Origin of the sequence: Parendozoicomonas haliclonae (assembly GCF_900174585.1) — a bacterium.
GTDB classification, from domain to species: Bacteria; Pseudomonadota; Gammaproteobacteria; order Pseudomonadales; family Endozoicomonadaceae; genus Sansalvadorimonas; species Sansalvadorimonas haliclonae.
Genome location: NZ_FWPT01000009.1, coordinates 1 through 26,826, shown reverse-complemented (window position 1 = coordinate 26,826; position 26,826 = coordinate 1). Strand labels below are relative to the sequence as shown.

General features: G+C 50.9%; 28 protein-coding genes, 1 tRNA gene and 1 pseudogene. 20 read left to right on the top strand and 10 right to left on the bottom strand.

Annotated elements, in window-relative coordinates; genetic code table 11:
• Positions 1-130: 130 nt before the first annotated feature.
• The 4 genes from EHSB41UT_RS17930 to EHSB41UT_RS17915 all read left to right on the top strand — a co-directional run bounded on the left by EHSB41UT_RS17930 (position 131) and on the right by EHSB41UT_RS17915 (position 4,296).
• Positions 131-1,612, top strand: coding sequence for a GMC family oxidoreductase N-terminal domain-containing protein (locus EHSB41UT_RS17930; RefSeq protein ID WP_087112234.1), 1,482 nt, complete (start codon positions 131-133; stop codon positions 1,610-1,612).
• Complete coding sequence (locus EHSB41UT_RS17925; RefSeq protein WP_087112233.1) at positions 1,609-2,121, top strand: hypothetical protein; 513 nt, start codon at positions 1,609-1,611, stop codon at positions 2,119-2,121. The genes EHSB41UT_RS17930 and EHSB41UT_RS17925 overlap by 4 nt, the downstream gene beginning before the upstream one ends.
• Position 2,122: 1 nt before the next feature.
• On the top strand, positions 2,123-3,691 hold the full coding sequence (locus tag EHSB41UT_RS17920) for an aldehyde dehydrogenase family protein (RefSeq protein ID WP_087112232.1): 1,569 nt from the start codon (positions 2,123-2,125) through the stop codon (positions 3,689-3,691).
• A 227-nt stretch (positions 3,692-3,918) separates the two neighbouring features.
• Positions 3,919-4,296: a PH domain-containing protein gene (locus tag EHSB41UT_RS17915; RefSeq protein WP_087112231.1), complete on the top strand. Its 378-nt coding sequence runs from the start codon at positions 3,919-3,921 to the stop codon at positions 4,294-4,296.
• A gap of 58 nt (positions 4,297-4,354) precedes the next feature.
• Here EHSB41UT_RS17915 and EHSB41UT_RS17910 read toward each other — a convergent pair whose 3' ends face one another.
• Positions 4,355-4,729 (bottom strand): YybH family protein, encoded by a 375-nt coding sequence (locus EHSB41UT_RS17910; protein WP_087112230.1) that lies wholly within the window; start codon positions 4,727-4,729, stop codon positions 4,355-4,357.
• A gap of 110 nt (positions 4,730-4,839) precedes the next feature.
• Here EHSB41UT_RS17910 and EHSB41UT_RS17905 point away from each other — a divergent pair, with 110 nt between their 5' ends.
• The gene (locus tag EHSB41UT_RS17905) at positions 4,840-5,712 is read left to right on the top strand and encodes a LysR family transcriptional regulator (RefSeq protein WP_087112229.1); all 873 of its coding nucleotides are present in this window, start codon (positions 4,840-4,842) and stop codon (positions 5,710-5,712) included.
• 70 nt (positions 5,713-5,782) lie between these two features.
• Here EHSB41UT_RS17905 and frdD read toward each other — a convergent pair whose 3' ends face one another.
• The 5 genes from frdD to EHSB41UT_RS17880 form a co-directional block, all read right to left on the bottom strand.
• A complete protein-coding gene (gene frdD, locus EHSB41UT_RS17900; protein ID WP_207626694.1) occupies positions 5,783-6,148 on the bottom strand; it encodes a fumarate reductase subunit FrdD in 366 nt (121 codons plus the stop codon).
• 1 nt (position 6,149) lies between these two features.
• On the bottom strand, positions 6,150-6,542 hold the full coding sequence (locus EHSB41UT_RS17895) for a fumarate reductase subunit C (RefSeq protein ID WP_087112228.1): 393 nt from the start codon (positions 6,540-6,542) through the stop codon (positions 6,150-6,152).
• Entirely contained in the window at positions 6,542-7,330 is a 789-nt protein-coding gene (locus EHSB41UT_RS17890; protein ID WP_087112227.1) for a succinate dehydrogenase/fumarate reductase iron-sulfur subunit, read from the bottom strand. The genes EHSB41UT_RS17895 and EHSB41UT_RS17890 overlap by 1 nt, the downstream gene beginning before the upstream one ends.
• 17 nt (positions 7,331-7,347) lie before the next feature.
• Positions 7,348-9,132: a fumarate reductase (quinol) flavoprotein subunit gene (frdA, locus tag EHSB41UT_RS17885; RefSeq protein WP_341350355.1), complete on the bottom strand. Its 1,785-nt coding sequence runs from the start codon at positions 9,130-9,132 to the stop codon at positions 7,348-7,350.
• A gap of 68 nt (positions 9,133-9,200) precedes the next feature.
• The gene (locus EHSB41UT_RS17880) at positions 9,201-10,499 is read right to left on the bottom strand and encodes an anaerobic C4-dicarboxylate transporter (RefSeq protein WP_087112226.1); all 1,299 of its coding nucleotides are present in this window, start codon (positions 10,497-10,499) and stop codon (positions 9,201-9,203) included.
• 455 nt (positions 10,500-10,954) lie between these two features.
• Here EHSB41UT_RS17880 and aspA point away from each other — a divergent pair, with 455 nt between their 5' ends.
• The 5 genes from aspA (at position 10,955) to EHSB41UT_RS17855 (ending at position 15,400) form a co-directional block, all read left to right on the top strand.
• Positions 10,955-12,370, top strand: coding sequence for an aspartate ammonia-lyase (gene aspA, locus EHSB41UT_RS17875; protein WP_415837464.1), 1,416 nt, complete (start codon positions 10,955-10,957; stop codon positions 12,368-12,370).
• 171 nt (positions 12,371-12,541) lie between these two features.
• Positions 12,542-12,811 carry a hypothetical protein gene (locus EHSB41UT_RS17870; RefSeq protein ID WP_087112225.1) on the top strand — a complete coding sequence of 90 codons (270 nt, stop codon included), beginning with the start codon at positions 12,542-12,544 and terminating at the stop codon, positions 12,809-12,811.
• A 209-nt stretch (positions 12,812-13,020) separates the two neighbouring features.
• Complete coding sequence (locus EHSB41UT_RS17865; RefSeq protein ID WP_087112224.1) at positions 13,021-13,722, top strand: nucleoside recognition domain-containing protein; 702 nt, start codon at positions 13,021-13,023, stop codon at positions 13,720-13,722.
• An 11-nt stretch (positions 13,723-13,733) separates the two neighbouring features.
• Positions 13,734-14,198: a YjiG family protein gene (locus EHSB41UT_RS17860; RefSeq protein ID WP_087112223.1), complete on the top strand. Its 465-nt coding sequence runs from the start codon at positions 13,734-13,736 to the stop codon at positions 14,196-14,198.
• An 80-nt stretch (positions 14,199-14,278) separates the two neighbouring features.
• Positions 14,279-15,400 (top strand): M20 family metallopeptidase, encoded by a 1,122-nt coding sequence (locus EHSB41UT_RS17855; RefSeq protein ID WP_087112222.1) that lies wholly within the window; start codon positions 14,279-14,281, stop codon positions 15,398-15,400.
• Positions 15,401-15,468: 68 nt separating this feature from the next.
• Here EHSB41UT_RS17855 and EHSB41UT_RS17850 read toward each other — a convergent pair whose 3' ends face one another.
• Complete coding sequence (locus EHSB41UT_RS17850; RefSeq protein WP_087112221.1) at positions 15,469-16,995, bottom strand: WD40 repeat domain-containing protein; 1,527 nt, start codon at positions 16,993-16,995, stop codon at positions 15,469-15,471.
• A 147-nt stretch (positions 16,996-17,142) separates the two neighbouring features.
• On the opposite strand from EHSB41UT_RS17850, the gene EHSB41UT_RS17845 reads away from it, so the two are divergent.
• Together EHSB41UT_RS17845 and dapD are read left to right on the top strand one after the other, a co-directional pair.
• Entirely contained in the window at positions 17,143-17,508 is a 366-nt protein-coding gene (locus EHSB41UT_RS17845) for an ArsC family reductase (RefSeq protein WP_087112220.1), read from the top strand.
• A 111-nt stretch (positions 17,509-17,619) separates the two neighbouring features.
• Complete coding sequence (gene dapD, locus EHSB41UT_RS17840; RefSeq protein WP_087112219.1) at positions 17,620-18,657, top strand: 2,3,4,5-tetrahydropyridine-2,6-dicarboxylate N-succinyltransferase; 1,038 nt, start codon at positions 17,620-17,622, stop codon at positions 18,655-18,657.
• A 93-nt stretch (positions 18,658-18,750) separates the two neighbouring features.
• Here dapD and EHSB41UT_RS17835 read toward each other — a convergent pair whose 3' ends face one another.
• Entirely contained in the window at positions 18,751-19,095 is a 345-nt protein-coding gene (locus tag EHSB41UT_RS17835) for a PBPRA1643 family SWIM/SEC-C metal-binding motif protein (RefSeq protein ID WP_087112218.1), read from the bottom strand.
• Positions 19,096-19,286: 191 nt separating this feature from the next.
• Between EHSB41UT_RS17835 and EHSB41UT_RS17830 the strand changes: the two genes are divergently transcribed.
• Positions 19,287-20,285, top strand: coding sequence for a 2-dehydropantoate 2-reductase (locus EHSB41UT_RS17830; protein WP_165767314.1), 999 nt, complete (start codon positions 19,287-19,289; stop codon positions 20,283-20,285).
• Here EHSB41UT_RS17830 and EHSB41UT_RS17825 read toward each other — a convergent pair.
• On the bottom strand, positions 20,282-21,178 hold the full coding sequence (locus EHSB41UT_RS17825) for an ArgP/LysG family DNA-binding transcriptional regulator (RefSeq protein ID WP_087112216.1): 897 nt from the start codon (positions 21,176-21,178) through the stop codon (positions 20,282-20,284). The genes EHSB41UT_RS17830 and EHSB41UT_RS17825 overlap by 4 nt on opposite strands.
• Before the next feature lie 134 nt (positions 21,179-21,312).
• On the opposite strand from EHSB41UT_RS17825, the gene EHSB41UT_RS17820 reads away from it, so the two are divergent.
• The 7 genes from EHSB41UT_RS17820 to EHSB41UT_RS17795 all read left to right on the top strand — a co-directional run bounded on the left by EHSB41UT_RS17820 (position 21,313) and on the right by EHSB41UT_RS17795 (position 26,501).
• Positions 21,313-22,290 carry an arginase family protein gene (locus EHSB41UT_RS17820; protein ID WP_165767313.1) on the top strand — a complete coding sequence of 326 codons (978 nt, stop codon included), beginning with the start codon at positions 21,313-21,315 and terminating at the stop codon, positions 22,288-22,290.
• A gap of 168 nt (positions 22,291-22,458) precedes the next feature.
• Positions 22,459-22,534, top strand: a tRNA-Arg gene (locus EHSB41UT_RS17815).
• Positions 22,535-23,103: 569 nt separating this feature from the next.
• Positions 23,104-24,105 carry a hypothetical protein gene (locus EHSB41UT_RS17810; protein WP_207626693.1) on the top strand — a complete coding sequence of 334 codons (1,002 nt, stop codon included), beginning with the start codon at positions 23,104-23,106 and terminating at the stop codon, positions 24,103-24,105.
• A 98-nt stretch (positions 24,106-24,203) separates the two neighbouring features.
• Positions 24,204-24,644 (top strand): DUF4085 family protein, encoded by a 441-nt coding sequence (locus tag EHSB41UT_RS17805; protein WP_087112213.1) that lies wholly within the window; start codon positions 24,204-24,206, stop codon positions 24,642-24,644.
• A gap of 92 nt (positions 24,645-24,736) precedes the next feature.
• Entirely contained in the window at positions 24,737-24,970 is a 234-nt protein-coding gene (locus tag EHSB41UT_RS24510; RefSeq protein WP_133060567.1) for a hypothetical protein, read from the top strand.
• A 111-nt stretch (positions 24,971-25,081) separates the two neighbouring features.
• Positions 25,082-25,549, top strand: coding sequence for a GNAT family N-acetyltransferase (locus EHSB41UT_RS17800; RefSeq protein WP_087112212.1), 468 nt, complete (start codon positions 25,082-25,084; stop codon positions 25,547-25,549).
• Positions 25,550-25,733: 184 nt separating this feature from the next.
• Positions 25,734-26,501, top strand: a complete 768-nt coding sequence (locus EHSB41UT_RS17795) for an AbaSI family restriction endonuclease (RefSeq protein WP_087112211.1) — start codon at positions 25,734-25,736, stop codon at positions 26,499-26,501.
• A gap of 226 nt (positions 26,502-26,727) precedes the next feature.
• Here EHSB41UT_RS17795 and EHSB41UT_RS25045 read toward each other — a convergent pair.
• A pseudogene (locus tag EHSB41UT_RS25045) lies at positions 26,728-26,826 on the bottom strand (IS30 family transposase); the annotation flags it as partial.

Here is a 26,826-nt window from a genome sequence, read left to right as displayed (position 1 = left end):
TCGGTTGAATTGCCTGTTTGGGCGAATTAAACCGGCTGACTCGGTTTTCCCGATCCGGCAATTTGTGTACAATTACACAAGTGGGACTAGCGTACACAAAAATAATATTCCCGATGCAGGCTGTCGTTTTATGAACCAGCACAAAACCACGACTAACAAACGTTTCCATGATTTCATCATTATTGGCACCGGTGCCTCTGGCAGCGTTCTCGCCCATTACCTGAGCAGCGCCGGCGCGGATGTCTGCCTACTGGAAGCCGGTAAACATTACCGCCCCGACCAGTTTCCTCCCGATGAACTGCATGCCAACACAGAATTAATGTGGAATGGCGGCATTGATCCCAGCACCGATGCGCGCACCGTTTTTTTAAGAGGCAAGGTGGCCGGTGGTGGCACCATTATTAATAACTGCCTGCTGGATCGTTTTGATGATATCGCTCTGGATGATTTCCGAAATCAATCCGGTATCGATTTTTATAATCGCACCACAATGGATAAGCATTATCAGGAGGTCGAAAACCACCTGAATCTGGAATACATCCCGGAGTCCGACTGGAACGGCAACGCTCACCTTTATGCCCAGGGCTTCGATAAGCTCGGTTTAAAACGGGCCGCCTTACGTCGCGGTCAGAAAGGCTGCTGCAATAATGAAAATGACTGCCTGGTCTGCCTTGGTGGCTGCCCCCGGGAATCCAAGCAGAGCATGGCGGTTTCTTTCCTGCCGTCAGCACTGGCCAAGGGTGCGGTTCTTAAAGATCAGTTCCATGTTCAGCAGATTATTCACGGCCATGGTCACGTATCAGTCTTTGGCATTCATAAAGGCGAACAGCAGGCTCTCCATGCCCGCAAGTGTATTCTTGCCGCTGGCAGCCTGGGCTCCACCGGCCTGCTATTAAACTCCGGTTTTGGTGATCGACTGCCAGCCCTTGGCCATGGCTTCCACTGCCATCCCCAGTTTATGACCATCGCCCTGATGAACGACAATGTTGATTCACACAAGGGAGCGTTCCAGGCGTTAAAGTCTGACGATATGCGCTTCCGCAAACAGGGTTTCAAGCTGGAGAATGTTTTTGCCGGACCGGCCGGTGTCGCCCTGCTGAAAAGCGGCTTTGGCGCCAGCCATCAACAGTTTATGGCCGAGTACCGGAAAATGGCCTGCATTGAAGTGGCGGTTCGTGACGAGGTGCCCGGCACCATCAAGGTGAACAACAGCGGCCGCCTGGTGATTGATAAACCATTGTCAGATATTGACCGCCAGCGGGCTGAGGCAGGCAAGCGACAGGTGCGGGATATCTTCCATGCCGTCAACGCCCGAAAGATTATGGAATCACCTCTGTGTATTGCCCTGCATCTGATGGGCGGCTGCAATATTGGCCAACAGGCTGCTAATTCCGTGGTGAACGAAGGCTTCCATGTACACGGCTTCGACAATTTGGCTATTGCCGATGGCTCGATCTACCCAATGGCTCCCGGAATCAACCCGTCACTGACCATCATGGCGCAAAGTCACCGTGCCAGTCAGAGCCTGCTCGCCGAGTTCGGGCAGAGCATCAGTGAGTCTTCACCCCTGTCGTTTGTCCAGAACACCGAGAAGGAGGCCGTGCAGTCATGAGGGATGCATCCATCAGTCCGGAGAGCGGCAACACCGGCTACACCACATCACGCTATCTGAATCAGCGCCAACTGAGTGCCCTCACGCGCATCGGCGATATTTTTGTACCCGGCGGTCAGGGCTTTCAGTCGTTCAGTGAGTCCGGCAGCCTCTACAACGTTGATATCGTGCTGGCTCCCACGCCCAAAGACGATCTGGTCGCCATGAAGTGGGTACTGACCATCTTCAGTGTGTTTAACACCAAGGTTCTGGGCTGGCTATTAAATCAACTCGACAAGGCTGGTCAGGCCATGCCCGCATGGGCCGATCTGCTGGGCAGCCAGCTACGCCTGCTGGTATTTGGTCTGCGCGGCATAATTTTTTCCCTTTACTACTCCGGCCAGGGCAGCCCTTACCATCCCAACCGGGTTTACGAAGTGATGGACTATCAAGTGCACTGCCAGCCAGATTCTGTCCCATCATCAAACACCACAGATATCCACCAAGCTCAGCCAGGTATGGAGTCCTAAGATGAGTGAAGTCAGCACAATAACCAACAATACGACACTCCCCGTGAACTCTGCTATTACCGGGAAGCTGGTCTATGAACTGCAGCCGGATGGTCAGGAGCAGGTTGATAACCTGTTTGCACGCGCCCGCGAAGCTGCCGATGAACTGCGCCGCACACCGCTGGAACAGCGTCAGCATGCGGTAGAACAGGTTATGGATTATGTCCGGGACAACCGGGAGCGGATTGTTGACCGCATCTGTGAAGAGACCGGCAAGACCCGCACTGATGCTCTGGTTTCCGAGATTCTGGGCGTGCTCGATAATCTGGAATGGAATGTCCATAACGCCAGGAAGATTCTGAAAGATCAGAAGATTCCGACACCCATCACCCTTATGGGTAAAAAGTCCCGCGTCTTCCACGAGCCTTTTGGCGTTATTCTAAAAATTGCTCCCTGGAACTATCCGTTCCATATTGCCATGACCTTCTCCCTTGGGGCGTTTCTGGCGGGCAATGCGGTGATTCTCAAGCCATCCGAGCAAACACCTCTGCATGGCTTACTGGAAGAGATCTTCAATGTTGCCCCGCTGATCAAACGTTCCGTGCAGGTTGCCTACGGGAACGGCATGACTGCCCAACAGTTGATTGCCGCCCGTCCGGACAAGATCTTCTTTACCGGTTCCACCCGCACCGGTAAGCGCATACTTCGCCAGGCCGCCGATCTGCTGATTCCGGCAGAAATGGAACTGGGTGGCAAAGACCAGATGATTGTCTTTGAAGATGTAAATCTGAAAAGAACCGTAGGCGGTGCCGTCTGGGGAGCACTCACCAATGCCGGTCAGTCCTGTACCTCTGTTGAGCGTCTCTACATACACGACAGCATCTATGATGAGTTTGTGCAGGCTCTGGTCACCGAAGTCGAGAAACTGGTGGTCAACAATGGTGACCGCGGAGATTCCGATATCGGTGCTATTACCGCCGGCTTCCAGCTGGATATTATCGAACAGCATGTGGAAGACGCCCGCAGCAAAGGTGCCAGCATCCTGACCGGTGGAGCCCGTCTGGGTGATAACTTCTATCTGCCAACAGTGATTACCAACATAACCCCGGATATGGCGCTGCATAGTGAAGAGACCTTTGGCCCGTTGATTCCCGTATACAAATTCTCCACCGAAGCCGAGGTGGTGCAAGAGACCAACAGCTTCCAGTACGGCCTGACAGCCAGCGTTTGGAGTAAGGATCTGGTACGTGCTGAACGGGTGGCCCGGGCATTGGAAGTGGGCGGTGTTTCCATCAACAATGTCATGCTGACAGAAGGTAACCCGGCCCTGCCCTTTGGCGGCCAGAAAGAGAGTGGCTTTGGCCGTGCCAAGGGAACCGAAGGTCTGCTGGCCTTTACCCGCAGCAAATCGGTATTGATTGATAAGCAAAGCGATATTATCGAGCCGAACTGGTATCCCTATACCAAGAAGAAATACGACATCTTTAACCGACTGATTGAAGTGCTCTTTACCAAGAGCCCGATCAAACTGCTGAAGCTGGCCGTAACCGGTATGAAACTGGAAGGAGAAGCGAAAAAGCCGAGGGGCTGATCGTCTTCTGGCCTTGTACATCATCGCGCACAAAGGAGTGGTCATCTGCCGCTCCTTTTTTATTGCCTGCTTAACATCTCGTTCCTACGGTCCCCCGTAGGAGCGCATACCTGTATGGGTTACCACGCAGGGCGTCGGAACCAGAGTAGCCAATCAATAAATCCGGACATCAGTAATTCACAATAGTAAACTCCGGTCAGGCAACCAACAGAAGACAGGAGTCAACCATGGGACTATTTGACGGATTGCTGGGTAATGCCAGCGAGGTCAACAAGGAAGAGTTGCAGGAGGAACTGCAACCCATTCTGGCACCCAATGAGCAGATCGTGATGGCCTACAAGGTGATTCGCGATATGTTTATCTTTACCAATAAACGACTGATGCTGATTGACAAGCAGGGTATGACCGGCAAGAAAGTCAGCTACCTGTCTGTGCCATACAAAGCCATCACCTACTTTGAAGTCGAAAGCGCCGGACGTTTTGATATGGATGCCGAGCTGAAGATTCACATCTCCGGTCAGCCTGAGCCGCTGGTCAAGGAACTGAAGCGCGGTACTGATCTGGTCGGACTGCAGCAGGCGCTGGCAACCTACGTTCTACAATAAAATTTATTATCACCAGCCCTGATACTGTCAGTGCAGGGCTGGCGGTTAACACGTTGTCTTAACGCTCACCCTGCACTTCAAAGTGATCACTGACCAAACGGGCCTTGCCGTCGTCATCAATAGCCCAGTGCTCACGATGAACGACACCATAAGCCTTGTTCATGGTCCAGCTGGCAGACAACAGATAACCATTATCGTCCACTTGCTCCCACTTCACATCGGTGTAATCCACGTCAGCAAAACCCTGGTCCATAATGTTCTGCCAGAACGCCTGAATGGCTTCGCGGCCTTCAAAATCCCCAAAAGGCTGGGCATGCATTTTGGTGCCTTCCTTATATTGTGCGGCACAGCCGGCTGCATCCTGACGATTAAATGCCTGCTGCCATGCTGCAATACCTTCCTGACACAGTTCCAATACAGTTTTGTTGGCCACGGTTCGACTCACTCTACACAAAATTGATTTGTGCAAAGATTAGTGCACGACCATCCGAAGAAAAATAAAGATAATAGAAAGCATTGTTCTGTTTTCTTGAGTAATGGACCATGAATCGCCTGCGCTATATGTCCAGCTTTGCCCAGATTATTGAGTCTGGCTCCATCTCGGCTGCAGCCGATGCACTGAACATCTCCAAATCGGTTGTCAGCCAACATCTGAAAGAGCTGGAATCCCTGCTGGGGCTTACTCTGCTGAAACGCACAACCCGCCGGCAAACGCTGACGCCAGAAGGTCACAGCTTTTACCAGCACTGCAAGGCTGTGAACGAAACTGCCGATACGGCCTGGCGGGAAGCGGAAGAAGCTTTAACGGAACCACGGGGCACCGTGCGTATCACCACCTCCCAGGCGCTGATGGACGCTCTGGTCGCCCCAGCTACTGCCAGCCTGCTCAGCCAGCATCCGAAGTTGAAACCAGAACTTATCAGTACCGACCAGCCACTGGATCTGATCGCTCACGATATTGATCTGGCGATTCGGGTGGGCCGCTCCCCAGATTCCAATCTGCTGCAGAAACGTCTGGGCGAGTTTAGGGATCAGCTATGTGCCAGCCCAAGCCTGATTAGCCAAGGCAATATTGAACAGGCGCCTTATATCGCCAACACCTGGCAAGGCAAGGCTATCCATCATCGGTTTACCAGTTCTGATGGACAAACCGTCGATTACGAAGCGGAAGCCCAATGTCTGGCGGACTCGTTCCATACCTGCCGAACACTGATTGAGATGGGTGCCGGTACTGGCCTGATTCCGGAGTTTATTGTGAAGGCCAGTCAGGGAAAACTGGCTGATGTATTTCCTGACTATCAACTGCCCATCAATACCGTGTATGCGCTCTCCCCGTTTAACAAACATATGCCGTTAAGCGTTCGGGTCTGCCTTGCTGCTATCGAAGAGAAGTTAGCCGCTCAAACACAGCAGTAAACCTGTAAACGAAAAAGCCCCGAGACCGCACAGCGGTCCGGGGCTTCTGCACTTCAGCGCTGAATTCTGATTACAGAACCAGAGCCACAGTCGCGATGGTCAGCACCAGTACACTGCCGTAGCAGAAGACTTTGATACCAGTGCCAGCATGGATCTGCAGGTCGTGCATACCGTGGTAAACACGGTGAATGCTGCCCCACAGGGCCGGTACGATAATCACGAATGCACACAGGCGGCCGAACCAGCTTTCCAGGAAGAAAGCAGACAGACGCTCGTAAGACAGCACTTCAGCCGGCAGAATGCCCATTGGCACCAGCAGGCCGACAATCAGGATCACCGCAGGCATCAGGAAGGCAATAGCCATACCGCCTGCACCGAACAGGCTCCACAGCAGCGGTTCAATATGACGTGCTGATTTTGCTTGAGTCATGCTCATATCACATCGCTCCCATAGCAGTGAAACCAATGATGGCTGCAGTCACTACAGCAATACCGCCGAACATGGCCGCTTTCACGGTGTTGTCCGGGATCATCTTACGGATCTGTTGTGGCATAACACGCGGTGCCATTTCCACAAAGGTCACGGTGTGCAGCAGGGTCATGGCCAGAGTCGCCAGAGCGAACACGATCATCAGCGGGTGCGCCTGCAGGGCCAGCCAGCCAGCCCAGGCTTCTGCGCCATTGGTCAGCTGCCACAGACCGGCAAACAGGTTCAGACCGTAAACCAGGTTAAAAACACAGCTGGCTTCACGCACCATGTAGAAGCGGTAAGCCGGCTTGCTCATAAACCAGTTAGCCGGCATTGGACGTACGTATGGACGACGACTCATTACTTTTCTCCCTTGCGAGGCATCAGGAAGGAGAGCGCCCAGTCCTGCGCGCCCTGCGCCTTGTTCTGGTTGATGGCTGCCGCCGGATCCACGTTCTTCGGACACACTTCAGAACAGTAACCCACGAACGTACAGGACCAGACACCATTCTTGTCCTGAATCACTTCGGTACGCTCATCGCTGCCGTGGTCACGGCTGTCGAGGTTGTAACGGTGACCCAGAGCCAGTGCCGCAGGACCGGTGAACATTGGGTTCAGACCCATCTGTGGACACGCGGAGTAGCACAGCATGCAGTTGATGCACATGGAGAACTGCTTGAACAGACCCAGTTCTGCCGGCTTCTGGTTGTAGGTACCGATTTCGTTCTTCGGTGTTTCCTTCACCTTCTTCGCAGGGTTGGCCTTCATGGCGTCAACCGCATCGATGATGTAAGGCTTCACAGATTCCAGCTTCTCGATGAAACCGGTCGCGTCAACGATCAGGTCTTTCTCAATCGGGAAGTTGGCCAGCGGCTCAACCTTGATGGTGTTCGGGTAGTGATCACGCAGGAAGGTTTCGCAACCCAGCTGCGGACGACCGTTGACCACCATGCCACAGCTGCCACACACCGCCATACGGCAGGACCAGCGGTAGGTCAGGCTGGAGTCCAGTTCATCCTTGATGTATTCCAGCGCGTCCAGCAGGGACCAGGCTTCGTTGTAAGGGATTTCAAACGTGCCGAAGCTCGGCTCGTTATCGGCCTCCGGGTTATAACGGAGGATCTCGAGTTTAATGGTTTGCTCAGTCACAACAGTATTCCTTTCCCTTACTTCTTCTCTTCGCCCTGCTTTTCCCCAGCGGCGCCATAAACACGCTCAGCTGGCTGGAAACGGGTGATGTTGACAGCTTCGTAGTCAAGGCGTGGAGCCTTGTCACCGTTGAAGTAAGTCAGGGTGTGCTTCAGGAAGTTTTCGTCGTCACGCTGCTCGAAACCGTCCAGGCGCTGGTGCGCACCACGGGATTCCTTACGGTTCAGCGCGCCGACTGCCATGGCTTCAGCAACCATCAGGGAGCTATCCAGCTCGAAGGCCAGCAGCAGTTCGGTGTTGTAGACCTTGGTCTTGTCTTCCACCTTAACGTTCTTGAAGCGCTCACGCAGCTCGGCAATCTTGTCCACACCTTCCTGCATCTCTTCGCCCAGACGGTAGATGCCCAGGGTCTTCTCCATGGTCTGAACCATTTCGTGACGGATGTGGGAAGCCTTCTCGGTACCGTTCGCGTTACGCATCGCATCGATACGGGACAGGTGGCTGCGACCCTGTTCGGCCAGGATCTTCTCGTCAGACTGAGTTGCCTGAGAAGCGAAGTCCACTGCCATTTCACCGGCAACCTTACCGAATACCACGGTCTCGGCCAGGGAGTTGGAGCCCAGACGGTTAGCACCGTGCATACCGTTGGAGGCACACTCACCCGCAACAAACAGACCAGGGATATCGGTCTTACAGGTCTGGTCAGAACGGATACCACCCATGGTGTAGTGAACCGCAGGGCGAACCGGTACCGGATCAGTCACAGGGTCAACGCCCAGGTAGTTCTTGGCCAGGGAGCAGATCAGCGGCAGACGCTCCATCAGCTTCTCTTTGCCCAGGTGACGCAGATCCAGGTGAACAGCGTCGCCCAGTGGGGTTTCAATGGTGTTGCCCTTACGCTGTTCGTTCCAGAACGCCTGGGACAGACGGTCACGAGGACCCAGTTCCATGTACTTGTTCTTTGGCTCGCCAACCGGAGTCTCCGGTCCCAGACCGTAGTCCTGCAGGTAACGATAGCCGTGCTTGTTCAGCAAGATACCGCCTTCACCACGACAACCTTCGGTCATCAGTACACCAGAGCCCGGCAGACCGGTTGGGTGGTACTGAACGAATTCCATATCACGCAGCGCAGCGCCGGCACGGAAAGCCATAGCGTGGCCGTCGCCAGTTACGATGGCACCGTTGGTGTTGAAGCGGAATACACGACCGGAACCGCCAGTTGCAAAGACAACCGCACAACCCAGGAAGGTCTTTGGTTCTCCAGTAGCGATCTCGATAGCAACAACGCCCTGGGCACGGCCGTCTTCGATGATCAGGTCGGTAGCGAAGTATTCGTCAAAACGCTTGATCTGTGGGTACTTGATGGAAGTCTGAAACAGGGTGTGCAGCATGTGGAAGCCGGACTTGTCCGCCGCAAACCAGGTACGTTCGATCTTCATGCCACCGAAGGCACGCACGTTCACGTTACCGTCGTCTTTACGGGTCCAAGGGCAGCCCCAGTTTTCCAGACGGATCATCTCTTCAGTCGAGTGAGAGACGAAGTAGTCAACGGTATCCTGGTCGCACAGCCAGTCGCCACCGGCCACGGTATCCTGGAAGTGATTTTCCAGAGAGTCGTGTGCCTGTACCACACCGGCAGAGCCACCTTCCGCGGCCACGGTGTGGCTTCGCATCGGGTAAACCTTGGAAATCAGGGCAATATTCAGGCCCGGATTTTTCTCTGCAGCAGCGATAGCAGCGCGCAAACCTGCGCCACCAGCTCCCACGATCACAATATCAGCATTTACAATCTGCATGGACATCTCAACAGACAAATGCCCTACCGAAACGGCAGGGCGTAAGGGGAATCAAAAACTAACCAAGAGAAGGTTTAGATCACCATCGGGGCTACGACAAAGCCCAGGGCTACACACAGGGTGATACAGATCACGCCCGGCACAAAGAACGGATGGTTAAAGACCAGGTTACCGATACGGGTGGAGCCGGTGTCATCCATTTCTACAGCAGCCAGCAGGGTTGGGTAGGTTGGTAGTACGAACAGGGCACTTACCGCCGCAAAGGAGGCAATAGCAGTGGTCGGCTCAACCAGCAGGAGGGCTGCAGGCATCAGGGCACGGGTTGTCGCGGCCTGAGAATACAACAGCATGGAAGCGAAGAACAGCGTTACTGCCAGCAACCAAGGGTATCCCGCAAGCAGGTCACCAGCGACCGCTTTGATGGAGTCAATATGGGCACCTACAAAGGTGTTACCCAGCCAGGCCACACCCAGTACGCAGACACAGGCACTCATACCGGACTTGAAGGTCTGGGCGTTCAGGATTTCAGAAGCATCGATCTTGGTGATCATGGTGATCACAGTTGCGGCAGCCAGCATGAAGATCATGATCGCATTGTCACGACCCAGAACCGGGTTCTCGATCACGCCAACGTTCTTGCTGATCAGAGTCGCGTAGATAACCACAGCCACGATAGCCGCGATGAAGATCAGTACAGAAGTACGACCGGTGTCTTTCAGTACTCGCTTCTCGCCTTCTTTCTTCTGGATCAGACCTTTCTTGACGCGCTCCTGGTAAACAGGATCTTTGGCCAGGTCCACACCCAGGAAGTTACAGATCACCGCAGTCAGCATAACCGCAGCAAAGGTGGTAGGAATACAGATCAGCAGCAGCTCAAGGTAACCAACGCCGTATGGCTCCAGGAAACCACTGAATACAACCACCGCAGCAGACACCGGGGAAGCGGTAATAGCGATCTGGGAAGCGATAACCGCAATACTCAGCGGACGGGAAGGACGCACGCCACTTTCATGGGCGACTTCAGCAATAACCGGCAGAGTGGAGTAAGCGGTATGGCCGGTACCGGCCAGCATGGTCATAACATAAGTCACAACCGGTGCCATAAAGGTAATGTGGTTTGGGTTGCGGCGCAGAATGCGTTCTGCGAGGTCAACCAGGTAGTCCAGACCGCCTGCTACCTGCATGGCAGCAACAGCACCGATCACAGACATGATAATCAGAATAACATCAATAGGAATTCCGCCGGGTGCCAGACCAAAGAACAAGGACAGCACACCAACCCCGACCGCACCGGCAAAACCAATACCGATACTTCCCAGCCGAGCCCCCAGATAAATGAATGCCAGAACAACAGCAAGTTGTAACCAGACCATAAACAAACCTTTTTATTAAACGTCGAGTCAAATAAGAGAGACAGCCATTCCGTTTCTCTGTTTCTATTAATACGCTTAATAAAAGATTACGAAACGATCTGGCTAATTAACGCGCAGCAAATAGTAAACATAGCCATCAGGATTAGATTGAGCTAGGTCAATATTTCTTCCGGAACCTCAACATTGGTTATTAATGTAAATAATCGCGCAAAAAAACAAGGAGAAACTCTTTCCTGAACACAAAAACAAACAAATCATCTGTTGTTAAATTTTTGCCCATTTCTATATATAAAGATGTTCTAAAAGGGACTTTCCGCAATCCGTCCAAAAACACGACATAGATCAATAAACGTACAACTTCATTCTTTTAGCTTTGCCACCAATTTCCGAGCTACAGATGCAAAAGGTGCATTCGTGGCTCTTTTGCTCAAACACCTTTCTTATTGGTGAGTAATATGCAATTCCGCAAGGAAGAAGATCTGCTGGGCTTCATGGATGTTCCTGCTGAAGCCTACTACGGTGTCCACACTCTGCGTGCCATCCAGAACTTCAAGATCAGCCGTGAAACCATCAACGATGCACCGGAATTCATCCGTGGCATGGTGCTGACCAAGAAAGCTGCAGCTCTGGCTAACACCGAACTGGGTACCATCCCACGTGAAATCGGCGAAAACATCGTTAAGGCCTGTGATCTGCTTCTGAACGAAGGCCGTTGCATGGACCAGTTCCCGGTTGACGCTTTCCAGGGCGGTGCCGGTACTTCCGTAAACATGAACACCAACGAAGTTCTGGCCAACCTGGCTCTGGAACTGATGGGTCATGAAAAGGGTGAGTACGAGATCATCAACCCGAACGATCACGTGAACAAGAGTCAGTCTACCAACGACGCATACCCTACCGGTTTCCGTGTTGCCGTATACAACTCTACCGCTTCTGTTCTGGCTAACCTGGAACAACTGATCGGTGCGCTTGAAGCCAAGTCCGAAGAGTTCAAGGACATCCTGAAGATGGGTCGTACCCAGCTGCAGGACGCCGTTCCTATGACTCTGGGTCAGGAATTCCGTGCTTTCGCAGTGACCCTGCGTGAAGAGATCAAGACTATCCAGATGTGCCGCGAGCTGCTGCTGGAAGTAAACCTGGGCGCAACCGCTATCGGTACCGGCCTGAACGCCTGCGAAGGCTACTCCGCCCTGGCTATCGCCAAGCTGGCTGAAATCACTGGCGACGCTTACGTGCCAGCGGCTGACCTGATCGAAGCTACTTCTGACTGTGGCGCTTACGTAATGCTGCAGAGCGCACTGAAGCGTTTCGCAGTGAAGCTGTCAAAGATCTGTAACGACCTGCGTCTGCTGACCTCCGGCCCTCGTACCGGTCTGAAGGAAATCAACCTGCCAGAAATGCAGGCGGGTTCTTCCATCATGCCAGCCAAGGTAAACCCGGTAATCCCTGAAGTGGTCAACCAGGTTTGCTTCAAAGTGATCGGTAACGACATCACTGTGACCATGGCTGCTGAAGCCGGTCAGCTGCAGCTGAACGTTATGGAACCAGTTATCGCTCAGGCTCTGTTCGAGTCCCTGACTCTGATGGCCAACGCCTGCACCAGCCTGCGTGAGAAGTGCGTGGAAGGCATCACTGCCAACCGTGAAATCTGCGAGCAGATGGTGATGAACTCTATCGGTATCATCACTTACCTGAACCCGCACATCGGCCACCACAACGGTGACCTGGTAGGTCGCGAATGCGCCCAGACCGGCCGCAGCGTACGTGATGTGGTTCTGGAGCGTGGTCTGGTGACTGAAGAAGAACTGGATGTGATCTTCTCCGCCGACAACCTGATGAACCCTAAGTACCACGGTAAGCGTTTCAACTAAGACACCATTATCGTCTAATCGATACATGTCTTTCCGCTGAAACCCCACAAAAGGCAGAGACTTCGGTCCCTGCCTTTTTTATCGTCCAGAGCTTTACGACTGGAACGAGATAGGTGTTTTCACGTATACTCCACTAGCAAGTTGTTGTTTGCCAGAGGAGAAATAAGCCGTATGAATAAGAATGAAATCAATTCTTCAATGGCTAAGAACGAAGATGTCCTGGAAAACGAAAATAACATCCCTGCAGAAACTGTGCAGATTGAAACCCAGGTCGATCGATTAGAAGAACTTGTTTCCGAAGCGGAAACATCGCCAAAAGAAATTAAACGATTCCTTGCGGAAAAACTTCACGAAGGTGAAATCAATACGCAAGAGTTAATTGATACTTTATTGTATGCATCTGTTTCCCACGCTGCGCATTCGGAGACAGAAAAGCATTAATTAAAATTAACGGTAAATATCATTAATTGATTATTTACCGATAATTTACAGAGTGCTGACCAAGCGACACCGCTCGGTGTCGCTACTCTCCCTGCCCTCGAAAGTCACTATGGTTTTTACCAGTCAAACATGACGCTGGTCAAAAAAAAACCACTCCCTATCAGTATGATGTCGCCTTGATTTTCCTCTCCCTCAAGGTTCTATTCCCCATGAATGCCAATGATCAGAAGATCACGATTGGCAGTCTGATTGCGCTGGCCTTTGCCTGCGTATTCTTCTCCGGACTGCTGCAATCCAACGAATGGTACGGTGTATTCGACTTCACCACCCTGAACGGTGGTTTTGGTAAAATTCTTGGCTCCGTAGCCGGCAGCGCTGATGCTGTGACCCAGAAGTTCACCTCTTTCCGCGGTACCGGCGGCAGCGGCGCCAAAGATGGCTTTATCTTCGCCCTGACTCTGGTTCCAACTGTTATGTTCGCTATGGGCATGATCGAAGTGCTGCAGCACTTTGGCGCTCTGGAAGCTGCTCGCAAACTGATGACTCCACTGCTGAAGCCGCTGATGGGTATCTCCGGTGAAGCCGGTCTGTCTCTGATCGCTTCCCTGCAGTCCACCGACGCTGGCTCCGCGATGACCCGTGGCCTGATCGATGAAGGCAAGATGACCAAAGAACAGGGCGACGTGTTCACCATGTTCCAGTTCTCTGCCGGTGCCACCATCGTTAACTTCTTCTCCTCCGGCGCGGTGCTGTTCACCCTGCTGGCGGCTGACGGCTCCCTGGCTGTGCCTTCTTCCATCGGTCTGTGTGTTGCCGTGATGCTGCTGTGCAAAATCATCGGTGCCAACCTGATGCGTGTTTACCTGAAGGTGACTTCCTCCAAGTCCGCCGCAAAAACTGCTACTGCCTGAGGGAAAGCCTGATGTCTGCACCTACTTCCAAGCCGATGATCACTGACGTATTCGTGACCGGCGCCCGTAAAGGCTGGGCGATTGCCACCAGCAGCACCATCCCGAACGTTATGATGGCGTTCATCATTATCAAAGCTCTGGTCATTACCGGCGCTCTGGCCATGATCGGTAAGGTTTTCGCACCGGTAATGGCGATTGTTGGCCTGCCGGGTGAAGCCGCTGCCGTTCTGATGAGTGCCATGATGTCCATGGGCGGCGCGGTTGGCGTGGTTATGGGCCTGTACGAAGGTGGCCTCATGACCGGCGAACATATCGCCATCGTTGCGCCAGCTATCTACCTGATGGGCTCCATTGTTCAGTACATGGGCCGCATCCTGGGTGTTGTTGGCACCGAAGGTCGTCTGATCCCGCCGATGTTCATCATCTGCATCATCAACGCCTTTATCGCCATGTTCATTATGAACATCCTGGTCTGATAAAAGTTTGACCCTGGGGAGCTTCGGCTCCCCTATCCCGTTTTGTCTTCCCCTCATCTATACAAAGCAAGGAGAGCCCCATGAGCTTTTCTGTAGAAGCCTATCTGGACGAACTGCGTCCCCTGATCGACGTTGACTGCGGCACCTACACCCTCGAAGGTATCGAAGCCGTTGCCGACATCATGACTGCCAAGTACGAAGCCATGGGCTGGAACGTGAAGCGCGTTGCCCTGGGCAAGGCCGGTTCCGGTCTGGAAGTGCGCAATAAGCCAGAAGCCGAGCATATCGACGTGATGCTGATCGGTCATATGGACACCGTATTCCCGGTGGGTACCGTTGCTGAACGTCCAATGACGTTTGACGAAACCAACGCGTACGGCCCTGGCGTATCCGATATGAAAGCCGGTCTGCTGAACGTGGTATACGCTCTGCGCAGCCTGGACGCTGCGGTTCTGGACAAGCTGTCCATCGCCGTATGCATGAACCCGGATGAAGAAACCGGCTCCAACGATTCCGCCGCATGGCTGAAGAGCGTTGCCCAGCACGCCAAAACCGTTCTGGTAGCCGAGCCTGCCCGTGCCAACGGCGCACTGGTAAAAGCCCGTAAAGGTATTGCCGGTTACGATATCGAATTCTCCGGCAAAGCTGCCCACGCAGGTAACGAGCCAGAGAAAGGCCGCAGTGCTATTCACGAAATGGCTCAGTGGATCGCTTCTATCAGCGCCATGACCAACTTTGAAACCGGCACCACCTTTAACTTTGGTGTGGTTTCCGGAGGCACCGCAGGTAACGTGGTTGCCGAGAAGGCCAAGGCTGATCTGGATATCCGTTTCTGGAGCAACGAAGACTACGCTGCCGTTGAGGCCAAGCTGGCAGAAATGGCCGAGAAGCCATTTATTAACGGTGTTGAGATCACTCTGAAGCGTACCGCCTACAAGCCGGCCATGACTCCAAGCTCAGCAACCGAAGAGCTGATGAAGCTGGTTGAAGAGTGCGGCAAGGATGTTGACGTAGATATCGAGTGGATGGCTGTTGGCGGCGGTTCCGACGGTAACACCACAGCGCTGGTCTGCGATGCCGTACTGGACGGTTTCGGTCCTATCGGTGGCGGTCTGCACACGGCTGATGAATATCTGGTTCTGGACTCCATCGAACCACGTATCAAGCTGCTGCAGCGTGTGATTGCCAAACTGGCTGAGTAATCTCTTTACTCACTCAAACAAATGCCGGCCTTTTCTTTCGAGAAGGCCGGCATTTTTTTACGACAAAACTACCAGTCTTCCACTTTTCGCAGATGACGGCTTTCGCCGTTATCGTCAAGCTTATCGAACAGTACCAGCCCCTGGTCAGGAAACTGAGCGCTAATAAAAAGGCGATCACCCATGCGATTCAGACTCATAGGGCCAAATAACCACTCGGCGGCTACCGGCAAGGTATGCACGTTAGCTGAGCGAAAATTATATTCGCCCACCCTGGTTAGCGTACCCTCGTCGCCCACTGAGAGGATATGCATCACCGTCCTGTTGACCATAAACAACGTGCGGCTGTCCTGACTGAACAGAAGCCCCGGATGCTTTGGCCACTTGTCGTCAAGATTATAAACGCCCACCGGCTGGTTATTCTCAACCCGATCATCTTTACGAGACCACAGCCGTACAGTACCGTCACCATCTCCCCCCGAGACCAGCCAGCGTCCATCAGGGCTGATGTGCAGATCATAAGCCCGGTAACGATCAGCCCCCTTAATCTCACGACAGTTGCCGATATCACAACTCTCCGCCTCCAGCTCACACTCCTGAATAGTATTGGTTCGACTATTGGCGAAGGTAAATACCGAACCCCGCCCCTGGGTCAGCGCCCAGGGAGAGTTCGGTGTTGGATAAGGCTCCAGCTCCTGCGCACGCCCTTCTCCATCAATTTTTATACGACGCAAGTTTTTAAGATCACCATGGGGCATCAACAGACAACTGCCGGTCTGATTAAATAGGGGGCGGTAGCTGGTATTCACAAAGAGGTGGTGGGTATTGTTCGATGACACAGGGAACTCTTGCCACTCTCCACGTGATCGCTTCCAGAGACTGACTGCTCCCCTGCGTCCTGCCGTAGCCATAATCCTTTTCGGCCAGTAGGCACTCACCCACTGAGAATTCTGTCGGACGAGGGGCTCTGGCTTTATCATCAGCGGAATATCCTGCTGATTTAACATCATGGACAGCAATTCCCGCCCATCCGAATAAATCATTCGCCGGTTTACCATGGCTCTATGGCCGATAGAGATAAAACGCCCCTGCTCTCTGCGATAGGTGACCCGCCCACCATAGCGCCACCCCGCTGGCTCAATATCCCGCTCCCAGGCCAACCCGGAAACACCAATCCCCATCACCGGTGCCACCACAAGGGGATCACCATCACCCGGCACCACCTCCAGCAGACTTCCTCCCGCGTAGGATTGACTGGGGCCGAAACCGAAAATAAGCCCCTCACCTTTACCAAAGTTGCCATAGGTGCGATAGTCGTCGACCTGCTCAGCTGCCGGTTGAAAGCTGACAGAGACCTGCAGGCAACCATCCCGCCACCGCAAATCGATAATACGAAACACCTCTTTAAGCTCGGGATCGGAGATGCGCAGCTCTTTCAGCGTGTCCGGTGATAACTCATCACCACAAACCCGAAGATCACGTATCTCCTCATAACCGACCGGGACATGCCCAAAAAACAGGGAAGCCGGCTGGCTGTTCAGCTCGGCCCAGCAGTTAAGTGCGAAGAGAGAAAGAAGTCCGGCCAGATATTTGCGCATAATATTTCACCGATAGAAAATCTAACGGGTAAATCGACCGGCCGGAGCTTTTCGTGATCCTGCTGATGCACGCACGGGCTCCTTTATAGCGAGCCCTGCGTCAGATACGTATAATGCGTTTTTCCTCAAAATCACCAAGAAAGCCTTATGCCGCAATTGACGCTCTATGGAATCCCCAACTGCGATACCATGAAAAAAGCCCGCAAGTGGCTGGACGATAACGGTTTGGAATACACCTTCCATAACTATCGCAAAGACAGCCTCGACCGTGACTGGCTGAAAGCCCGTATTGATGAGCTGGGCTGGGAACAGGTTGTGAACCGTCGTGGTACCACATGGCGTCAGCTGCCACAGGAACAGCGCGATACCATGGATGCCGACAGTGCGCTGGAAACTCTGCTGGAACAGTCCGGCATGATCAAACGTCCGCTGTTTGGCCCATTAAACAGCGATGGTTCGGGTTATCTGCTGGGCTTTAAGGCAGACGACTGGCAACAGGCACTCAATCTCTGACAGCAGGCACATAACCTCTGACAGATCGTGCACCACCGTGACAAGCCACGGAGTTGGCCTCTACAATAACCCTCTGGCTTCAAACTTGAGTTAAGGACAGCATTTCTCACTATGAGCAAAGAATACTTCAGCATGGCCGCCGGGATCGGCACCAAAAATAACAAGGGTGAATGGCTGGAAGTCTTCTACCCGGCGCCACTGCACAAACCGGAAACGGATCTGATCGAAGCCGTTGCCGCGATTGTCGGCTACGAAGGCGGCAACCAGGTGATTGAACTGGACAGCGCCACCTGTCACGCCCTGGAAGAATTGTTCCTGCAGCGCAACCTGCTGGATCACACCGTAATTCTCAACTCTCTGGAAACCAGCGCCAACCCGCGTGTTCTGGTGATTCTGGAAACCGACGCAGCCCCAACCAGCACTCCGGAAGCCTATCTGAAGCTGCACATGCTCTCCCACCGTCAGGTTAAGCCACACGGTGTTGACCTCACCGGTATTTTCCCGCTGCTGCCGAACGTGGCCTGGACCAACGAAGGCGCTATCGATCTGGAAGAGCTGCCACACCGTCAGCTGCAGGCCCGTGCCCGTGGTGAAGTGCTGGATGTTCAGTGTGTGGACAAGTTCCCGCGCATGACCAACTACGTTGTGCCAAAAGGTGTGCGTATTGCCCATACTGCCCGTGTTCGACTCGGCGCTTATATTGGTGAAGGCACCACCGTCATGCATGAAGGCTTCGTGAACTTCAATGCCGGTACCGAAGGCAAGAATATGATTGAAGGCCGTATCTCTGCCGGTATCTGGGTGGGTGAAGGTTCTGATCTGGGCGGTGGCTGCTCCACCATGGGCACCCTCTCCGGCGGTAATAATATTGTTGTCTCCGTCGGCAGAAACTGCCTGATCGGTGCCAACGCCGGTATCAATATTCCTCTGGGCGATCGCTGCACCGTGGAAGCCGGTCTTTATCTGACCGCCGGTTCCAAAGTGACCGTACTGGACAAAGATAAGCAGCCGGTAGAAACCGTGAAGGCTGTGACTCTGGCCAACAAATCCGATCTGATGTTCTGGCGTAACTCCCAGACTGGCGCGATCGAGTGTCTGGCCAACAAAACCGCGATCGAGCTGAACGAAGAACTGCACGCTCATAACTGATCGCTAATACTGTCTCCTTTAACCGGAGACCAACAAAAAAGGAGAGGTTCGCCCTCTCCTTTTTTGTATCTGTCAGTGGGTGAGTTTCACAACTCAGCCACAACACTTCTTGTACTTTTTGCCGCTGCCGCAGCTGCAAGGATCGTTCCGGGATGGGACGGCTTCCTGCTTCACCGATGTCACGGTTTTATTCAGCAACACTGTCAGAGCGTCAATGGACTCAACAGCGCCTTCATTTTCATCAATACGAATATCCGCATAAAGGTTGGCACCTGCAACCAGCGCTGCCACTTCCTCTTTGCGTTCTTCACTGGTTACAACCAGAGACAGAGGGAACTTCTTGGTTCCAACCTTCTGAGCCCCTTTCTCCTTGTAACCACACTTCACGTGGTTAACACGTGCATCCTGACGCCCTTTGAAAAAAAACTTGTCTGACATGAGACTCCTTGGAAATGAATTGGCATGCCCGCAACAATGATTACGGCTCGCCAGACACGGTGAAGCTTAACACACCCACACCACAAAGACTCACCGGATCCCACTCTTACGGGTACATCCACCTGCCGCTAGGCACACCTCCACACTCCTAGTAAGATTCGCGAACAAAAACAATAAACAGGGCCATTATTGTGAAGCATTTGGTTTTTGGCGCAGGTCTTATCGGCGGTTATCTCGGAGCCAACCTTCTCCTCAACGGTCAGACCGTGGACTGGGTCGTGCGCCCGGCAACACGTGAGAAGCTCGCAAAAGGGTTACGCATTACCGACTATGCTGGCAACAGTGCGGAGCTGAACAATCTGACCTTTTTTGATCCCCAGAACAGTGCGGGGCAATATCCGGATGTTTTATGGCTGACAGTGAAATGCACAGCACTGGAGAAGGCTATACCCGACATTCAGGCCTGCATGGGCAAGAACACCATGATTATTTGCCTGCAGAATGGGCTCGGGGCGGAATCGTTTGTGCAATCCCACTTTCCGGAGCATACCGTGATTCGGGGCGTGTTTGCCGCCAATATTGCCGAGCTGGAACCGGGGCATCTGCACCGGGGTACAGAGGGTGGCATTGATCTGCCAACAACCCCGAAAACCCAGGCACTACTCCCCTGCTTCCAGAAGGATTCCCTGCCACTGGCCCTGCATAATGATCTGGAAGCCTTGCTGTGGGCCAAGCTTCAGCTCAATCTGAATAACCCCATCAATGCGCTTTCCAATATTCCTCTGAAGGAGCAGTTGAGCCAAAGGGGTTACCGCCGCGTTCTGGCTGCTGCCCAGCAAGAACTGCTTCGTGTCACCAAGGCAAAGGGACTTGAGTTGCCCAAGCTCACCAAACTCCCTCCACACTGGCTGCCCACACTCCTGAAAGCGCCGGACTGGCTATTTACCCGACTGGCCAGCGCTATGCTGGCGATTGACCCCAAAGCCCGCTCCTCCATGTGGAGTGACTTAAGCAGCGGCCGCATCACCGAGATCGACTATCTCAACGGTGCGGTTGCAGAAGAAGCAGCAAAGCTCGGCTTTTCCAGCCCGGCCAATGAGGCACTGACCCGGCTGGTTCACGATGTGGAGCAGGGAAAGGGTTCAACAGGGTTAAGCTCACATGAACTGTTAACAGCCGTAGGCCTTTAATCGCTCTGGCCCTGATTCAGGCAGGCACGGGCAACCGCAAATAAATGCCGTTCAATAACGGCAAGCGTGTCGGACTGTATATCCCAACGCTTCCAGTGCAGCTCAACATTCACTTCTGGCCCGTCGAGCACGATTAACTGTTCACGGGCCGGATGCTTTTCCACCAGAGTGGAGGGCAACATTCCCCACCCCAATCCCTGGGCAACAGCATCGGCAATCATAGGTGTGCTGGGAATATAGTGGGTATTGGCAAGTGTCTGACTGGCCTGATACCGGGCCAGAACAGCATCCGCCAGATCATCACAGCGGTCATGGCATAAATAAGGAGCATGGCTCAGGGAATCAGCATGAAGCCCCTGACTAAAGTACCGCTGATGAAACGATGTACTGCATACCGCCACATAACCCAACCGACCTAATACACGACTTCGGCAACCCGGAACATCCTGTACCACAGAAGTAATCGCCCCCATCACCTCACCACGTTTGAGTTGCTCCAGCGCTGCGCGGTTATCCATGGTGCGAATATCAAAATTAACCGGAACATCCTTCTGTACAGCCATAACCACGACCATAAACCAACAGTTCAGGGAATCATGGTTGATCGCTACCGAAACAGAATGCCCCTGAGAGCTGGCAGCAGGCCACAGCGCAGCTTCCACCTCATCCTGTAGCAACAGCACTTTACGGGCATGCTGAAGCACTGTACTGCCAACCTCCGTAGCAACCGGTGGCTGACGACGCACCAGCAAGGGCTGACCAACCCGGTTCTCCAGACCTTTAATACGCTGGGAAACCGCACCGGGGCTGATATGCAACCGGCGGGCTGCCGCCTCAAAACTGCCACAGTCGATAATGGCAACCAGAGTTTCCAGCTCTTTATGATCGAGCATGGTACTTATGACCGAGCATGATGCGCCCGCCTCACTTTAGAATGACTAAAGATGGTATTGCATTTTTAGTTAGGCTGAACCGATACCGGTCAATAAACTTTTCCACCATACACCCACTGGATGGAAGCCCCTCCATGACCACCCCAAGCCTTCAAGACGCTGTTCTGGCACCCACCTCCCAACCTGTTCGCTGCTTTCTGGACTGGCCGGTGATTACCGACCCGCAACAGTGGGAAGGTAATGTTGCCCTGATTGGTGTTCAACAAAGTGAGCCTTACCCGGCCGATCCGCAACCGTCTGATCAGGCCACCGCACCGGATGCTGTTCGCCTGCAGTCTTACCAGTTTTGCGATGGCCCGGACCAGTGGGATTTTGATATCAATACAACCCTCTCCTCACTCACCGCCATGAAGCCGTTTGACTGTGGCAATATCAATTTCGACAGCCGCAAGCCAGACCAGTATCCGGCCTTTGCAGAACATCAGGTCGCGTTACTGGAAAAGCTCTGGCGCAGTAAAACCCAGGTCATCATGCTGGGTGGCGACCATGGCGTGACAACACCGGCGCTGCAGGCGCTGAATGTTATCGGTGAACCTGTTCATGTTGTGCATATTGATGCCCACCTCGACTGGCGAGAAGAGAAGGAAGGCGTAAAAGGCGGTTACAGCAGCCCACTGCGCAGAGCTAGCGAAATGCCGTGGATCAGCCATATTACCCAGATCGGCATGCGCGGCACTGGCAGTGCCCGCCGTAAAGAGATGGAAGATGCCGTCGCCTGGGGAGCCGATATCATTCCGGCACTGGACGTTCATATGGAAGGGGTTAAGGCCATTTGTGATCGCCTGCCCAAAGGCCGGAAAGTGTATCTCACCATTGATGCCGATGGTCTGGATGCCTCCCATATGCCAGGCGTGCTGGCACCTCAGCCCGGTGGGCTCTATAAAGAGCAGGTCGCGGTCATGATTCAGCACCTGGCCAAACATAATGACCTGGTGGGCATGGATATTGTGGAAATCGCCCCGTCCTTTGATTTTAAAAATGCCATTACCTGCATTACGGCAGGTCGGCTGATCATTAATGCGCTGGGAGCGACCTGGAAAGATCGCGACTAAAAAGTCCGTTTGATGTAAAGCGGTGTTGTGAATCACTATAGAGTCAGGACTTACGTACAAAGCACCCTGTGTTAGTGGTTGTTTACCCACAAGACTGCTCATAGAATACAGCCCGTGAAAGATACGGGCTGTTATGCTAAATCTTTCACGGCTAAAAAATGGTGTTCCGTCCCTATAGTTCAACAGGATAGAACCGTTGCCTCCTAAGCATCAGATCCAGGTTCGAGTCCTGGTGGGGACGCCATTTTCAGACTTCTTCGCTCTCTCCTCCTCTTACAGCTTGTCTCTATCATCAGCACCACAGGCCGCCACTTGGCTGTGCCCCCGGACGTTTGCACTTTCATTCAACACTTGAGCAATAGATCCCGAATTGAATTTATCCACTGCGTATTACCTTACTTTCCAGCAAATAAATCGGCATAATCTTCCACACAAAGGGATTCCGAATCACCCAGCACGGGATGTTTGCAGTGCGTGAGCGGTGGCGGTAGCGTGCGTGACTTATCAATCGAGTGAATTCAACCAGCCTTAAGCAATCGATTTTTATCTGATGGAAATCTTCAACCCAAAGGCTGATGATGAAAATAGTAAATAACGGTTCAATTATAAGCTTTGAAAAGAATGCATCGCATCGCTTAATAAGCGCGTGATTCGATCAATCCATTAGCTTAAGCAACAAATATAAAAAGCGGCATATCGCAAAATACAAAGACAGAATTTCATACGAGAGTGATACGTATATGCAACTGTTAGCTGCAATAACCATTAGCACCGCATTCAATTATACTCACTGCCTTTTAATAGGATAAATTGGTGAATCATATGGGATGGAAAGGAACAATTAGATCAGTAAATGCTGCTGTTAAAAGGGCTGAGAGAAATGCACGAAAAAGGCAAAGAGAGCTTGAGTTAAAGCAAAAACATTTAGCAAAAATGGAGGCATTAGAACAAGCCTCGTACGAAGTAGATATCTACAACAACCATATTGATTTATTACAATCTCTACATAAAGAATGTAGCAGCACAATTGATTGGAATCTTATATTGAATACCCCGAAACCAGTAAAGCCAGAGCCTAATAAAAAATATGAAAGGGAGGCTTTGGTAGCTAAAGCGAATTACAAACCCAGCCTCATTGATAAAGTTTTAAACAGATCGGATGCCAAAAACAAAGTTTTCGACAAAGATATACTTGAAGCAAAAAAAAGAGATCAAGAATATTATCAAGACTCTTTAAATGATTGGGAAATAAGCATCAACGACAGAGATGAAAGCATTGAGACAGCAAAAAAGGTTCTAGAAAACGATCCACAAACAAAGCTAAAAGTAATAGAGGAATTAGATCCATTCTCAGAACTTGATAGCTTAGGGTCAAATTTATTATTCCAAGCACATGAAAACTCTTTAATAGAGATAACCATAAAGGTTCATGGTAAGGGTATAGTTCCAAATGAGCAGAAAAGCTTACTTCAAAGTGGTAAGCTTTCCGTTAAGAAAATGCCAATCGGCAAATTCAATGAAATTTACCAAGACTATGTATGCAGTGCAATCCTACGTGTAGCCAGGGAATTTTTCTCTATATTACCCGATCACGAAGTTATCATTAACGCAGAAGATGAATTACTAAACAAATCAACAGGCCACATAGAAGACCAAATAATATTTTCTGCAAAAATTCTTAGAAACACCTTAAATAATCTAAATATGGATTATATAGATCCATCAGACGCTATGGAAAATTTTATACACAACATGTCATTCAAAAAAACGCAAGGTTTTAACCGAGTCAATAAAATTGAAACCGAGACAGCTTGAAATATCGGGCAGCTAACAAGTGCGTCAAATGAGACGCCCTCGCCCCCTTACACAGGCGTTATGCCCTTGGTACACACTGATACATTCGAGAATAATAAATGAAATACTTTACAATGGATTGGTGGAACGCAGCCGATGATAATGATCCAGCTGCCAAAAATTATCTCGATTATTACAACTCAATCAAACATGAACTACCAAGTAAAATGGTAGAGTTTGAGAGTCTCTTTTCCTTACATGACTCACGCATAAAAGGAATATCCATTAATTATATAAGTAAAGAGCTTGTGCTTAACTTAAAGGGCTGGGATCAACACTTCGAGAACCAGAAGAACTATGAAGTAAAATTCACTGATATTCAGTCGAGTGACTTCAAATTTTCAGATGATGAAGACCTATCAAGTCCTGAATTTGGTGACCTCGGTTATTGGGAACATGAATTAGATGACTCAAACTTTGCTTTCCGGTGCATCTTCTCTTCAGGGGCAACATTCTCAGTCTTGTACCGGGATTTTGAATACAAAGCACTAGAGGCATAACAAGAACGTCGTGTACGCCAGCAACCTTCCTGGGACATCTTCGGTGCTCCACACTTAGGCATTAGCTGTATAAGATAAGGAGATCATGCACAATGAATGAAAATAATAATTTGCCTACAAATGTTAGAGTTTTGGCCGCAGTCATTTCTGTTCCATCAGTATTATTAATTATTCTTATGGCCTTCCAAATTTATTATGGCGATTGGGATATCTCATTATTTGAAGTGATTTATACTCTTTTTGGTGCTACAGCAATTTATATAGCTATTGTTGGTAAATTACCTTCATTTCTATGGGCATCATGGAAACGGAAGGGGGATTCATAGATGCAAACGGTACGACTATAAGTTCAGGTACAAATGAACCTGAAACCTCAGAGATTCAATTATTAACTACGCCAAACAAAAATTTCATAAAAACCCTGAAACAGAAATATAATGTTTAAAATACGACCTGCTTTACATTCCGATATCCCAAGAATACAAGAGTTACTATTTTCATTAAACCAAATGCATCTCGACAACCTTCCTGGAGACTATAACTCACCTGAAGATATTCAAGAAAAAATCAAAACCAATGAATTTATTGATAATGAAAAGCATGTTGCAGTAGTAGCATGCTCACAAGACAGGGTTATAGGCTTTTTGCTTGGTAATATTTGGGAGAGAAAATCCTGGATTCTCCAAAATAGAAGCATTGCAAACATTATAGATCTAGCTGTTGAGGAAGAATTTCAGGGCAATGGTATAGGGAAAAAGCTACTTACCGAGTTTGAGCAGCAGGTGAAAAGCATAGGGGTAGAAGAAATCTGGGTGGAGATTTATGCATTTAACGAAAGAGCCGTGGCTTTCTATCAGAGCTGTGGAATCAAGCCACTCATTCATATTGGTCAGAAGAAGCTTTAATTTTATCGCCAAATATCAAGCCGATAGTGTGCGACAGACAAGCCTCCAGGGACGCTTGTTCCTTCCCAAAAATAAGCCACACCCTTCATACTAAACCCAGAGTAGATCAAAGTTATCAAAGGCTAACTAAATCCCACCTCTGGGATATTGCACATTTTACAATAACTAAAAAGCTGTATCTTTCATGGGCACTAAAGTAGAAAAATTCATCTTTAACAACACCAGAACCAGTCATAAAAGATGGGAATCCATAGTAATGTACGCTCTGCATTACGCACTCCGAGACGTAAAACTATTATCGCAATACCCAGTTGGCAATTATTATATTGATGGATATTTCCCAGATTTAAATATTGCTGTAGAAGTTGACGAACCATATCACGAGAAGATAAAAGAAAAGGACTCGATCAGAGAAGCCCATATTAAATCCGAGCTCAACTGTGAATTCTATCGTATCAATACTAATGAGCCCGTATACGAACAGATTGATAGATTAGTCGATAAAATCAAAGCTTTATCTCCACCTAAATGGGAGATAAAGGATCGTGCAAAAAGGCATTTTAGTGGTGAATTTTCACAAGACAAGATCGACAGATTAACGGCTGCAAAAGCATTTGAATTCCTGGATGGTATACAAGAAGAACTAGAGCAGATGGGCCTAACCATCGACACCAAGGAGCTAAATCCAAACACCCTGCCAAACAATGGCATGATAGGCTTCGACGTTATTTTTGGGGAACTAAGACTAACTGTTTTCACAAGAAGCACATGCAAACCAAAAATTATTATCGGAAAATATGACTCTTCCACGCTAGAAACTTTAGGTTTACATTGTTCAGAACCGTCAAAAACGAAACCACCCTACTGGAAAATAACCGATTTGGACAAACAACTCACAAGAGAAGAAACTATCTCTTACCTACTTAATCTTTTTCGTAAATTCAGCCACTAATGATAAATGAGCCCTACGATTATAAAAAATCATAGGGCTCCTCGTGTTTTTTCATAGGGTGCCCACAGGGCCATACAGCTGCTTGATAGATAAAGAGCGCTACATCCATATAAAAATGGAGTGAATATGTTGGATAAGAACTCTGAATTAACAAAAGAGGAACTGGAAGCATTTGTTGGTGAAGAAATCGAAGAGCCCCCTAGTATCAGTTTTGAAGCGCGACACCCTAACAGTTAAGGAAGCAGTGGATGGGTGACTTATAGCCCAACCTCTTTCTTGGACGACGATTAAGTTCATTGGCTATGGCATCACATTCTCTTTGAGT